This is a genomic window from Serratia sp. BNK-23, from assembly GCF_047456145.1.
GTDB classification, from domain to species: Bacteria; Pseudomonadota; Gammaproteobacteria; order Enterobacterales; family Enterobacteriaceae; genus Serratia; species Serratia nematodiphila.
The window spans coordinates 817,931-830,213 of the sequence record NZ_CP179900.1; the positions used below are offsets into that span (position 1 = coordinate 817,931).

Genomic DNA, 12,283 nt, shown 5'->3' on the forward strand with positions numbered 1-12,283 from the left:
GATTCGGCCCGCTCAATAAGATGAACGGGCCGATATGGCCGGATTAACTGAGAATATCTTCGGCGATCACGTTGAACAGCGTATCGATCTCGCCCCGAGTGTTGTAGTGCATCATGCCGATGCGCAGCACGCCGCCGTCCTGCAACCCCAGCTGTTGCACCAAGCCCAACGCATAGAAATGCCCGCTGCCGGCGCAGATGTTGTGCTGCCCCAGGCGGCGGGCGATCGCGTCAGGCGTATGGCCGCTGAAGGTCAGGGCGAAGGTCGGCGTGCGGCGCGCGCTGTCCGCCCGGGGGTTGCCATAAAGCCGCACGCCGTCGAGTTGTTGCAGCCGCTGCAGGAAGTGGCTGCACAACGCCTCTTCATGCTGGTGGTAGGCGGCGAAGCTCTCCTGCAGACGCTGCCTTAACGGCGCACCGGGCGTGCCCCACTGCGCCAGATACTCGATAGCGGCCGCGACGCCGGCCAGCGCTTCGAAGCTTTGCGTGCCGGTCTCGAAACGGCCGGGGCCGACGTCGGTGGCCGGCTCGACCTTGTAAGGGCGCAGGCGCTGCAACCACTGCGGCGCGATGTAGGCCATGCCGACGTGCGGGCCAAAGAACTTGTAGGCGGAGCACACCAGGAAGTCACAGCCCAGCGCCTGCACGTCAATCAGGTTGTGCGGCGCATAGTGCACGGCGTCGACATACACCTGCGCGCCAACCCGATGCGCGGCTTCGACGATGGTTTTGATATCGACGATGCTGCCGGTGACGTTGGAGGCGTAGCTGACCGCCACCAGACGGGTGTTGGCGTTGATGCGCTCGCACACTTTCGCGGCATCCAATGCGCAGTCGGCGCTCTCCAGCGGTATCTGATGCACCGCGGCTCCTTTGTCAGCGGCAGCCTGCTGCCAACTGGAGACGTTGGCGTAGTGATCCAGTGCGGTGACGATGACTTCATCGCCGGCCTGCCAGTCGCGGCTGATGATGCGGCTGAGATGGAAAGTCAGCGTGGTCATGTTCATGCCGAAGACGATGTTGTCGGGCGACGGCGCATTTAACAAGGCGCGCACCGATTCCCGCGCCTGGCCCATCACCTCGCCGGTGACCCGGCTCGAGAAATAGTGGCCGCCCAGGTTGGCGTTGTACCTTCCCAGGTAGTCGGTCATTTTTTCCAGCACGCCCCGTGAAACCTGCGCACCGCCGGGGCCGTCGAAAAAGATGGCCGGTTTGCCGTCGATCTGCTGTGACAGCGCGCTGAACTGTGCGCGGGCGAGCTCGGGGGTAAAGGTCATGCTTTCTCCCCCCGAGCGGTGAGGACAAAGAGATCCAAATGACCTTCTTCTTCCGGGCTCACGGCGTTGATCGGCGTGGCGTTGTGCCACAGTTTGCTGTCCGCCAGCAGCACGGCTTCACCGTCCGCCAGCGCTTTTTTAAAGAAAGGGTCGTGGTGGCTGTCGTCATACAGCATGATTTCACCGCCGACGATGTTGTGCCGATGAATGGCGATCATTGCGATATGGTCGAAACCGTCCTGGTGAATGCCTTCCGGCGCCACCTGGGTGTCTTTCTCGATGGCGACCACGCGCATCTGGTGGATCTCTATCTCGGCGCCTTCCGGAAGTTCGTTGCTTTCTGCAAACAGGTTGCACATCTCTGCCATGCCGGCGCTCTGCAACACGGCGCTGTCGATAGGTTCGAAGCGGCGAACCACATTGCCCTGGAAGTGGTTGATCTGATCCGACTGCATGAAGGTGCGCGGCCCCACTTCGGCGACGTTGGGGTTGAGGTATTTAACGACCGAATAACGGCGCAGGCGATATTTGCCGTCGGCGTGTTGCGTGTGGGGCAAGGAGGAGAACGATGGCATCAGCTGTTGGGTGGCTTGCGGGCTTAGTACAGTCATACTTATTACGTTTTCGTGTTTCTGTAACATAATCACCTCTAATAATAATAATTTCTGATGTTGTAGGGGGTAATTCGATTGAATTGTAGACGACTCTATAACCAACGCAATTTAGCGGTAGCGAGGTGTGACGGCGGTCGTAAAGTGGGGTGAACAGCAGAGAGGATGAGCAGAAGGCAATGCCTGTATGAAGCCGGTCATTCAGCAAAATAAGCACTACGGGTGAGAGTTCATGCGCAAGCATAACGTGACCAAGGTTACGCTTTCAGGGATAACTCTCATGAATATGAGGTGCTTTACTATAATTCCGGGACCGAGTGACCGCAGTGGAATTGCCTGATTGTTGAAAGAACAATCTTCAACTCCCTCCTGAATAAGGACTCCGATCATGCAGCATGTCAGAAAATTCGTCATTTCCTGCCTGTTTGCTTCGATAATGTTTCCCGGCATGGCGTTCGCGGAGGATCCCCCCGTGACCCCGTTGGCTACCGGGATCGTCAGCAGCGGCGTAGCCGAAGCGCAAGTGACCGAGGCCGTGCGCCACGGTGAAATCCTGACCATCAAAGTGCGTTTCAAAGGGTTGAAAGACAACCTTAATGGACAAGGCTTGTATAGCAGTCTGGATAAAAGCAGTCTTGAGAAATCCTTCTACATTCTGGTGGGTAATAAAAAATACCTGCTGCTTACCGATAGCAATAATGTCCCACTGGCCTCTCCCAACGTGTCATTCAGCTCAAGCTCAGGCATTCCCTATGTCGCCACCTGGTTTGGCAGCTTCCCCGCGCCTCCACCTGATGTGAAAGAGGTGTACCTGACGATCGCCAACGTCGAGCCGCTCGGGCCGATAGCCATTACGGATCGTTGAGCGATGAACGGCCTCAGGAAAGCCGCCTGTGTGGGTGGGATGTTAGCCTTTGGGCTGGTGTCATTGGGTTCATGGGCTGACAGCGGAGAGCCGGCGTCCGTGGGGAAACCGGTGATACTCGATCTCAAGGCTACCCGGCTGGATTTGGTTGGTTTGCCTTCGGGGCTGAATGCCGGCGTCCTTGATCTGCAGAGTAAGGCAGCGGATTTGGCTAAACAATCCGCCGACATTTCCGTCAGAGACAGCAAAAATGCCGTAACGTTATCGATGCGCAGCGATGTGCTGTTTGCCTTCGACAGCGATGCGATTGCTGCTAAAGCGGAGCCTGCGCTGCGACAGGTGGCGCAATTTATCGCTGCCGAACCGGTAGGGAACGTGGTGATCGAGGGACACACCGATGCGGTGGGCAGCGATAAATATAATCAGGATCTGTCGCTGCGACGCGCACGTGCGGTGGCTGTTTGGCTGATCGCACATGGGGTAGAAAAATCTCGTCTGAGTGAACGGGGAAAAGGGGAGGCTGAACCGGTGGCTTCCAACGACACGCCGACGGGCCGGGCCAAGAATCGGCGGGTTGACTTCGTGTTGCCGAAAACCGCTGCCGCCGGTTAACCCCGCGCCGGTGGACGTTTCCTTTGCCAGAGCCGCTTTTAAACGGGCTCCTCCCGCTGACTGCTCGCGGAGTTCAGGCTGTATGGCGTGGAGCCGGTGACGCTAATGATTGATGAACACGATCGCGTCGCCAAAAGCCCGTATCTCGCTTTCGGCTTTCGCTTTAGCGGCGCCGACAAAATGCGGGATCAGAACGTCTCGAAATACAGCTCGCGCAACAGCCAGGATATTTCGTTATTGGTGCGGTTTAGGACGTCAATTCTGTGAACCCCTATCGCTTCTGCGCGCAGATCGAGCAGCAAGTTGCGAATCTGCCGGAATAACGGGGTTTGCGGGTTGGGTTTGGCCAACTGCTGGCCGCACAGTTTGATTCCGGCGTCGCAACCGGTGGCGATGTCCGTCAGGCAGCACGGGCAGGTGGTATTTTGGCGCGCCATATTGCGGCATTGTTGCCCGATTACCTGATTGAAATGGCGTAATTGCAGGCAGACTTCCCGCGAGTTCAACGGGTTGGAATGGGTTGTCATCGGTTTCAGCTCCCTTGTCTGCGCCTATATTGGCACTTACCGATGAAGATAACCACGGACAAGCCGAGGGGGTATCGCCTTGTTTTGTCTGGAAGCAACAAAAGCGATGAGGCCCGCGATGGCGGGCCGGTAGCGTCAGGCGCGTTTAAACAGATTCGCCGCCTGGAACAGTGCAAAGGAGCTGACCAGCATTTCGATGCCGACGATCGCCGTCACCAGCGTGACCGACGCCGCCGGGCCTGAGCCGATCAGCATCCAGGCGATGATCAAATCGAGTACACCAATGACGAACTGCAGCCAGTTGCCCGGCAATCCGCGGCGCATATAGCCGGCCGCCAGGCGCGCGATGCCGCCGAGCGCGAACAGCACGGCAAGGTAGACCGCCAGCGCCAGAATGCCCGCCAGCGGGCTGGTGATGAACACATAACCGATAATCAGGTAGGCCACGCCCAGCAGAATGCCGCCGATCATCGGCCAGGTATTCTGCGCCCGGTTGGCGATCATGGCGATAATCAGCCCGGCGCCGCTCAACAGCAGCAGGACGCCGACCACGATGCTCAACGCCGCGCCGGAGGCGAAAGGGTTGACCAGGCACAGTATGCCGCCCGCCAGCAGCAGGAAGGCGATGATCAGCAGGGTGGTGCGTTGCTTTTTGAGCAGTTCTTCGCTCAGGAGGGGCAGATTATTGCGGTCGAGGTTCAACATGACAGTACTCCATTTCGTCGTTGGGTAATTAATCAGTCATCCTTACCTGTTTAGCATAGACCGTCTGGGGGTTTTTGACTGACCCGGCGCAAATGTTACACTGTGCGGCTGAGGCGTATCAGAACCGAAAAGACGATTGGGGACAGGATTTGAGCACAGGAAGCAAGCTGGCGAGGTGGCGCCGCATCGCGGTGTGTCTGACATTGGGGCTGTTGTTGGCCGGATGTTCGGGTAAAAACACCTACAACCGCGACTACGACAAACTGCCGAAGGGCAGCTACACCGGCAAGTCCTACACCGTCAAACGGGGCGATACGCTGTATTACATCGCCTGGATCACCGACAGCGAAGTCAGCGATCTGGCCAGAATCAACAAGATACGCCCGCCCTATAATCTGGAAGTGGGGCAAAAGCTGCGGCTGAGCGGCGGCGCGCCGACCAAAACCGCCGCCACGCGCCGTAAAACATCTTCCTCCGCGATCGCCAAGCAAACGCCGCCGCCGGGCGCCGCACGTTGCTGGCGCTGGCCGACCAGCGGCCGGATCGTGCAGGCGTACTCCAATGCCGATGGCGGCAACAAGGGCATCGACATCGCCGGTAAACGCGGCCAGCCGATCTATGCTTCCGCCAAGGGCAAAGTGGTGTACGTCGGCAACCAGCTGCGCGGCTACGGCAACCTGATCATGATTAAGCACGGCGAAGACTTCATTACCGCCTATGCGCACAACGACACCACGCTGGTGCGCAACGGCCAGGATGTGAAAGCGGGGCAGAAGATCGGCACCATGGGCAGCACCGGCACCGATTCGGTGTTCCTGCATTTCCAGATCCGCTACCGCGCCACCGCGCTCGATCCGCAGCGCTATCTGCCGCCGCAGGGATCGTCGCCGTCCTGTTAACGTCAATCCGGCTCCTTGCGGGGCCGGATGTCAGCTATTTCAGCGGCAGATAAAGATCGGTCACCAGTTCATATTCCGCCACCTCGTGCACGAAGTTGTGGTAGTGGAAATAGAGCGGAAAATCGCGCAGCTCCTCGCCGCTGGCCGGCAACCACTCGCTGTAAAGATAGCGGGCGCTTTCCGAGAGCCCATCCAGCGATCCGAGATGGCGCAGCACCGCGCAGCGCCCGGCCGGCAGCGTGCTGTTCACCACGCCGAAGGCGTTGTCCTCCGGGATCGGCGCAGTGACCTCTCCGCAGATGTAGAAGCGGAAGTCCTGCGCTTCGGTGGTGGCCGGATCGTGCGGCGCGATACCGTAAGTGCGGCTGCTTCTGACCGGCGACAGGCCGCTGGTTTTGCGCCACTCGATAAAGCGTGCGGCGGTTTCGTTGACCAGCGCGGATGGGCCGCGATGTTCGATCATCGCCACCGGCGTGGCCGGGAAGTCGAGAATGTCTACCTTCATGGGTTGTTTCCTTTTGTGTTTCGGCTCGGGAAAGCGCTGTTGCCAATCGATCCAGGCCGGCCGTTTGCGAAACTGGCTTGGCGTTTGGCTGAACGCCTGTTTGAAGGCGCGGCTGAAGGACTCCGGGTTTTGAAAACCGGCGTCCAGCGCGATGTCAATCACCGGCTCCAGCGGGTTATACGCCAGGCGGTACGAGGCGCGTTTGAGCCTCATCCACTGGATATAACGCCACACCGAGATGCCACAATACGCGCTAAACTGGCGTTGAAAGTGAAAACGCGAAAAGTGGGCCACTTCGCTCAGTTTTTCGACGGTGAGCGCCTCGTCCAGGTGGCGGTCGATATAGTCAAAGACCAGCGCAAAGCGCTTTGCATACGTCTGGGTCATGTGATTGTCTCCTCCATGCCTGAACTTTGCCCGAGCCGCCGCCGCTTCTCCTGACGGATGATGCTGAGTTATCGCTGCAGGAAAAGGGAATGGTGCGGCGTTCGCCGCCGGCCAGGCCAAACTCATAACCCCCGCGCGGCTGTGCGCCGCGATCCCGACCGAGAAGATGAATATTACATGATGGATCGTTCCCGTTTGCTGAAATTCCTGCTGCCCTATCTGTGGCCGAAAGATAACCCGCGGCTGCGTTGGTATCTGGTGGTGGCCTTCGTGTTCATGGTGGCGGCCAAGGTCAGCACCACGCTGGTGCCGCTGGCCTACAAAGCGATGGTTGATGCGCTGAGCGGCGAGACGGCGAAAATGCTGGCGGTGCCGCTGGGGCTGATCGTCGCCTACGGCGTGGCGCGGGTGGGCGGCGCGCTGTTTGAGGAACTGCGCAACGTGATGTTTATCCACGTCAGCCAGAACGCCACGCGCCTGTTGGGCGTGCGGGTGTTCCGCCAGCTGCATGCGCTGAGCCTGCGTTTCCATCTGGAGCGCCAGACCGGCGGATTGTCGTTGTCCATCGAGCGCGGCACTCAGGCGGTGTCCACGGTGCTGTCACGGCTGCTGTTCTCCATCGTGCCGATCCTGTTCGAGCTCTCGCTGGTCACGGCGATCATGTGGCATATGCTGAACGGCTGGTTCGCGCTGGCGATCCTGACGACGGTCGGTTGCTACATCCTGTTCACCGTGCTGGCGGTCAGCTGGCGCACCCGCTTTCGCCGCGAGCTCAACAAGGCCAACGCCGACGCCAACAGCAAATCCATCGACAGCCTGCTGAACTATGAGACCGTGAAGTACTTCGGCAATGAAGAGTTCGAGGCCGAGCGTTTCGACCTGTCGCGCCGGCTGTACGAATACGCCGCCATCAAGAACCAATTCAGTTTTACGGCGATCAACCTGGGGCAAACCGCCATTATCTCGATCGGACTGATCGTGATGATGACTATGGCGGCGCGGGGCATTACGCAGGGGACGATGACGGTCGGCGACTTCGTGCTGGTCAATGCCTATCTGCTGCAGCTGTATCAGCCGCTGAACTTCTTCGGCTTTATTTATTCCGAGGTGCGCCAGGCGCTGATCGACATGGAGAACATGTTCGATCTGCTGCAGGAACCGCGTGAGATCGTCGATAGCCCGGATGCGCAGCCGCTGCGCCTCGATCGCGGCGAAGTGAGGTTCGACGCGGTCAGCTTCGGTTACGACACGCGTCGGCCGATCCTCAAGCAGGTGAGCTTTACCATTCCGGCGGGCCACACGGTGGCGGTGGTCGGCGCCTCCGGCGCGGGCAAGTCCACGCTGTCGCGCCTGCTGTTTCGCTTTTACGACGTGCAGGGGGGCGCCATTACCCTCGACGGCCAGGACATTCGCCAACTGACCCAGGCCAGCCTGCGGCAGGCGATCGGCATCGTGCCGCAGGATACGGTGCTGTTCAACGATACGTTGCGTTATAACATCGGTTACGGCAAAACCGGCTCCAGCGATGAAGAAATCGAACGGGCGGCGCGGCTGGCGCATATCCATGATTTTATCGTCGGTCTGCCCGACGGTTACGACACCCGGGTGGGCGAGCGCGGGCTGAAGCTGTCGGGCGGGGAAAAGCAGCGGGTGGCGATTGCGCGCACCATTCTGAAAAATCCGGCCATCCTGGTGTTTGACGAGGCGACCAGCGCGTTGGATACCCAGACCGAGCGCGAAATCCAGGGGCACCTGCGCGAGGTGAGCCGCAACCACACCACGCTGGTGATCGCTCATCGGCTCTCCACCGTGGTGGATGCCGATGAAATTATCGTGCTGGAGGCGGGGGAGATCGTCGAGCGCGGGGGGCACGAGGCGTTGCTGGCCGCGAACGGCCGCTACGCCGCCATGTGGCAAACCCAGTACAGTGAAGAGCAGGAACCGCACTGATGGAGCCGCCGTTCACGTTCACCCCTGCTGCTGGGCGGCGTTGAGCCGCTGCGCCACGTAGTCGCAGGCGATGCGGCAGTCCTGCTTTAGGTCTGTCTCGCCGCCGGCCAGGCTGCCGCGCAGCCAAAGCCCATCGATCATCGCCGCCAGCCCGCGCGCCGCGTCGCGCGCCTGCTGCAGCGGCAGCTCGCGGCGGAACTGGCAGCAAATATTGGAATAGAGCCGCCGATCGTTGGCGCGCTGCAGGCGGCGCAGCACCGGCTGATGCATGCTGGCGGCCCAGAAGTCGAGCCAGGCGCGCATGGACACGGCGTTGGTTTGGCTGGGGTGGAAGTTGCCCTGGATAATGGCGAACAGCTGTGACTGGCTGTCGCTCGCCGCTTGCGCGCGGCACTCGGCCACCGCGTCGCGCAGATCGCGCAGGATCTTGCGCATGGTGGCGCTCAGCAACCCCTCTTTATCGCCAAAATAGTGGCTGACGATGCCGGTCGACAGCCCGGCTTCTTTCGCGACCTGAGACAGGGTGACGCCGGCCAGCCCGACGACGTTTATGGTCTCGAAGGCGGCGTTAATCAACTGCTCCTTACGCTGCTCCGGAATGTCTCTTCGGTACATATTTTCCTCAACTGATAGGCCAATCACACTTTGGATTTGATTGATTGAACGGTCAATCAATACTCTATATGCTGCGAAAATGTCAAATAAATGACGATAAAATGTTAATTAAAAGTTGCATTTAAATCGTCTGTCTTTCGCATCATGGAAGCCTGCCAATGACAACAAAAACTCCTCCATCGCTTGACGAAGAACCTGTCAGATTGAATGTCCCGGTATTTTTCGGCTCGGCGGCGGTGATCCTGCTGCTGGGATCGCTGGTCGTGCTGTTTCCCGCAGCCAGCAAACAGTGGTTGAACGTCGCGCAAAGTTGGGTCGCCGACGTGTTCGGCTGGTACTACATGCTGTTGATGGTCGCCTGCATGGTGTTCGTCTTCTGGCTGGCGCTGTCGCGCTTCGGCCATATTCGCCTCAGCCAGGATGACGAACCGCCGCAGTTCAGCTATCCCTCGTGGGTGGCGATGCTGTTCTCGTCGGGCATCGGCATTGCGCTGGTGTACTACGGCGCCTATGAACCGTTGGATCATTTTTTGTCGCCACCGGAAGGCAGCGGCGGCACCGTGCAGGCGGCGCGGCAGGCGATGGCGCTGACCTTTTTGCACTGGGGGCTGCACGGCTGGGCGCTGTATGCGCTGATCGCCACCGCGCTGGCCTATTTCGCCTATTGCCGCGGCCTGCCGCTGGCGCTGCGCTCTGCGTTATACCCGATCTTCGGCGAGCGCACCCACGGCGGCGCCGGCCATCTGGTGGACAGCTTCGGCATTCTGGTGACGGTGATTTCGATGGTAACCAACCTGGGGATCGGCGCGCTGCTGGTGAACTCGGGGCTGTTTTATCTGTTCGATATTCCGCAAAACACCGGCGTGCTGCTGGCGCTGATCGTGGTGATGATGGTGGTGGCCACGCTGGCGGCGGTCACCGGCGTCGAGAAGGGCATTGCGATGCTGTCGAACATCAACGTCGGCTTCCTGTGCCTGCTGTTGCTGTTCGTGTTTCTGGCCGGCCCGACGCTGAATCTGCTCAACGGCATGTTGCAGAACCTCGGCGATTATCTCACTTCGCTGGTCAGCCGCAGCTTCGATATGTATCTGTACGGCAAGGCGCGCCAGTGGCAGGGCGCCTGGACGTTGTTCTATTGGGCCTGGTGGGTGGCGTGGGCGCCGTTTGTCGGGCTGTTCATCGCGCGCATTTCCAAAGGGCGCACCATTCGTGAATTGATCTTCGGCGTGTTGCTGATCCCGCTGGGCTTCACGCTGGCGTGGCTGTCGATCTTCGGCAATACCGCCATCAGCCTGGTGTTGGAAGGCGGGCAGGCGATCCTCGGGCAGGTGGCGCAAAGCGATCCGCCGATGGCGGTGTTCAAGCTGTTCGAATACCTGCCCTATACCCAGCTGACCGCCGGTTTTGTGGTGGTGATCAGTTTCGTGCTGTTCCTGACGCCGGTTGATTCCGGCACGCTGATGATAGCGAACCTCTCCTGCCAGGGCGGTTCCGCCCACGATGACGCGCCGGCCTGGCTGCGGGTATTTTGGGCGGCGGTCACCACGTTGATCTGCGCCGGGTTGCTGTACGCCGGCAGTTTCAGCGCGATGCAGACCGCGGTGGTGCTGTGCGGCCTGCCGTTCTCGGCGGTGATCGTGTTGTACATGGTCAGCCTGCGCAAGGATCTGCGCGGTTACGCCATGACGCCGGCGCTCCCTTGAGGCGGCTTATTCGTCCGCGCGCGGCCGGTGATGCACGTATTCGATAATCGTGCCGTCCGGCAGGCGCGCATTGAAACAGGCGCCGGTGGGCACGTCCACCGGGCCAAAGAAGATATCGGCCCCGGCGGCCAGCAGCCGCTGGTGGTAAGGATAAATGTCATCGACCAGCAACGTGCCGACGGTGCTGCGGAAAGGACGCAGGCTTTCTTCCGAGCCTTCCAGGATCAGAAACGGCCCCACCGCCGCCAGCACCAGCCGATGTTCGGGAAAGTCGAAACGCATATCCGCTTCCACGCCGTGCAGCCGCTCGTAAAACGCGATGGCGCGGTCAATCTCGCCTTCGTCGACGTAGACCCGGATCAGCACGCGCGGCTCGCGCAGCGATGAAGAGTCGGCGGTTTTGCGCCAAAAGCCCGCTTCTGTCAGTTTTGCCGTCATTGCTCATTCCTCATGGTGGCTCGTTTCCCCGTCATCATGCCGCCGTTTGGCCGCAGGGATTAGACTGAGTTGTTATGAACTAGCAGCGGCGGAAATAAAAAAGCCCCGGTAACGGGGCAAAGACCCGCTCAGGTCGGAATAGCGGGCTAAAGCGGGCGTCAGGCGCGATGGAATTCCGGCAACACCAGTTGACCGATCTCCTGCATCGTCTCTTCCAGCGGCCGCTGGTTGCGGCGGAAATGCAGGCCGATGTGGTTGACCCCGGCGTCACGCATGGCGCTCAGTTCCTGAATCAATCCATTGCGGCCGCTCTTGATGCCGAAGCGATGGCGCTGAATCGGCGCGTCGGCGTTATCGGTGAGGTCGAGATGAATAAAGCTGACGTAGGGCTTGTCACCGGCTACGTTACGCCAGAGTTTGACTCGCGAAACGTGGTCCGCAGGCGTGCCGGGATATGACAGCCAGCCATCCATATTTTTGCCCACCCACTCGGGCGTTTGTTGCGCCAGCCCGGCGACCAGCAGCGGCGGCGGCGGCGTGGCCGGCAGCAGGCGCAATCCGGGCTGTAGCGCGCTGTCGGCTTCACCTTTGAGAATGCCGACGCTGGTGCGGAAGTTTTCACCGCGCGCGGCGTAATCGGCGCCGAACAGCGGGTACTCCACGGGGCGATCGCCGCTGGCGACGCCGAGCAGCAGACGATCGCCGCTCAGCGTTTGCAGCGTGGAAGCCGCTTTGCGCACCAGCCAAGGCTGGCGCAGCGGCAGCACCACGGCCGCGGTGCCCAGCAGAATATTGCGCGTCAGGCTGGACAGGTAGCCGAGGTAGGTAAAGGTCTCAAACACCTGCGCGGCGTCGCCGAAGTCAGGATCGTACAGCGGCACGTCGCGAACCCAGGCGGCGCGAAAGCCGAGCTCATCGGCCAGCTTGATGCGCGCAGCGTGTTCACTCATGTCCGGTACGCCGAACGGCCGCCCGTCCTGCTGGCGTTTCAGCTGCCCGCTGGTGGACCAATCATTGTCCAACGGCAGCTCAATACCGATGGAAAGCGGCTCCCGGGTTAGTCTTTCGATGCTCATGTGTCACTCCGTCTCAGGCCTTGCGGCGCGGTGTCGAACGATGGCACGAAGTGTTGCATGACGATTAATTGAGATAAACAGCCCTAATCGCAATAGATAATTGCTGTTGCTAGC

Annotated in this window: 13 protein-coding genes; 5 read left to right on the forward strand and 8 right to left on the reverse strand. The window is 60.2% G+C overall.

Annotated elements, in window-relative coordinates; all coding sequences use genetic code 11:
* Positions 1 to 43: 43 nt before the first annotated feature.
* Together ACMGF9_RS03875 and ACMGF9_RS03880 are read right to left on the reverse strand one after the other, a co-directional pair.
* Positions 44 to 1,276, reverse strand: coding sequence for a cysteine desulfurase-like protein (locus ACMGF9_RS03875; RefSeq protein ID WP_021505696.1), 1,233 nt, complete (start codon positions 1,274 to 1,276; stop codon positions 44 to 46).
* The gene (locus ACMGF9_RS03880; RefSeq protein ID WP_226883068.1) at positions 1,273 to 1,887 is read right to left on the reverse strand and encodes a 2OG-Fe dioxygenase family protein; all 615 of its coding nucleotides are present in this window, start codon (positions 1,885 to 1,887) and stop codon (positions 1,273 to 1,275) included. The genes ACMGF9_RS03875 and ACMGF9_RS03880 overlap by 4 nt, the downstream gene beginning before the upstream one ends.
* A gap of 388 nt (positions 1,888 to 2,275) precedes the next feature.
* On the opposite strand from ACMGF9_RS03880, the gene ACMGF9_RS03885 reads away from it, so the two are divergent.
* Positions 2,276 to 2,752 (forward strand): hypothetical protein, encoded by a 477-nt coding sequence (locus tag ACMGF9_RS03885; protein ID WP_015378956.1) that lies wholly within the window; start codon positions 2,276 to 2,278, stop codon positions 2,750 to 2,752.
* Positions 2,753 to 2,755: 3 nt separating this feature from the next.
* Complete coding sequence (locus ACMGF9_RS03890) at positions 2,756 to 3,364, forward strand: OmpA family protein (protein WP_015378955.1); 609 nt, start codon at positions 2,756 to 2,758, stop codon at positions 3,362 to 3,364.
* Positions 3,365 to 3,552: 188 nt separating this feature from the next.
* Here the strand turns inward: ACMGF9_RS03890 and ACMGF9_RS03895 are convergent, their stop codons facing one another.
* The gene (locus ACMGF9_RS03895; RefSeq protein WP_015378954.1) at positions 3,553 to 3,891 is read right to left on the reverse strand and encodes a hypothetical protein; all 339 of its coding nucleotides are present in this window, start codon (positions 3,889 to 3,891) and stop codon (positions 3,553 to 3,555) included.
* A 135-nt stretch (positions 3,892 to 4,026) separates the two neighbouring features.
* The gene (locus ACMGF9_RS03900; RefSeq protein WP_004931723.1) at positions 4,027 to 4,596 is read right to left on the reverse strand and encodes an HdeD family acid-resistance protein; all 570 of its coding nucleotides are present in this window, start codon (positions 4,594 to 4,596) and stop codon (positions 4,027 to 4,029) included.
* Between the two features lie 149 nt (positions 4,597 to 4,745).
* Here ACMGF9_RS03900 and actS point away from each other — a divergent pair, with 149 nt between their 5' ends.
* The gene (gene actS / locus ACMGF9_RS03905) at positions 4,746 to 5,495 is read left to right on the forward strand and encodes an amidase activator ActS (RefSeq protein ID WP_031300610.1); all 750 of its coding nucleotides are present in this window, start codon (positions 4,746 to 4,748) and stop codon (positions 5,493 to 5,495) included.
* 34 nt (positions 5,496 to 5,529) lie between these two features.
* On the opposite strand, the gene ACMGF9_RS03910 is transcribed toward actS, so the two are convergent.
* Positions 5,530 to 6,387 (reverse strand): AraC family transcriptional regulator, encoded by an 858-nt coding sequence (locus ACMGF9_RS03910; RefSeq protein WP_015378952.1) that lies wholly within the window; start codon positions 6,385 to 6,387, stop codon positions 5,530 to 5,532.
* Between the two features lie 180 nt (positions 6,388 to 6,567).
* Here ACMGF9_RS03910 and ACMGF9_RS03915 point away from each other — a divergent pair, with 180 nt between their 5' ends.
* Complete coding sequence (locus ACMGF9_RS03915) at positions 6,568 to 8,337, forward strand: ABCB family ABC transporter ATP-binding protein/permease (protein ID WP_033633586.1); 1,770 nt, start codon at positions 6,568 to 6,570, stop codon at positions 8,335 to 8,337.
* Positions 8,338 to 8,355: 18 nt separating this feature from the next.
* Here ACMGF9_RS03915 and betI read toward each other — a convergent pair whose 3' ends face one another.
* Entirely contained in the window at positions 8,356 to 8,952 is a 597-nt protein-coding gene (betI, locus tag ACMGF9_RS03920; protein WP_160125905.1) for a transcriptional regulator BetI, read from the reverse strand.
* A gap of 158 nt (positions 8,953 to 9,110) precedes the next feature.
* On the opposite strand from betI, the gene ACMGF9_RS03925 reads away from it, so the two are divergent.
* Positions 9,111 to 10,655: a BCCT family transporter gene (locus ACMGF9_RS03925; protein WP_044030569.1), complete on the forward strand. Its 1,545-nt coding sequence runs from the start codon at positions 9,111 to 9,113 to the stop codon at positions 10,653 to 10,655.
* 6 nt (positions 10,656 to 10,661) lie between these two features.
* Here the strand turns inward: ACMGF9_RS03925 and ACMGF9_RS03930 are convergent, their stop codons facing one another.
* Both ACMGF9_RS03930 and ACMGF9_RS03935 read right to left on the reverse strand, forming a co-directional pair.
* Positions 10,662 to 11,093: a VOC family protein gene (locus tag ACMGF9_RS03930; protein WP_015378948.1), complete on the reverse strand. Its 432-nt coding sequence runs from the start codon at positions 11,091 to 11,093 to the stop codon at positions 10,662 to 10,664.
* Positions 11,094 to 11,251: 158 nt separating this feature from the next.
* Complete coding sequence (locus ACMGF9_RS03935; protein WP_004931740.1) at positions 11,252 to 12,169, reverse strand: TIGR03571 family LLM class oxidoreductase; 918 nt, start codon at positions 12,167 to 12,169, stop codon at positions 11,252 to 11,254.
* Positions 12,170 to 12,283 lie beyond the last annotated feature (114 nt).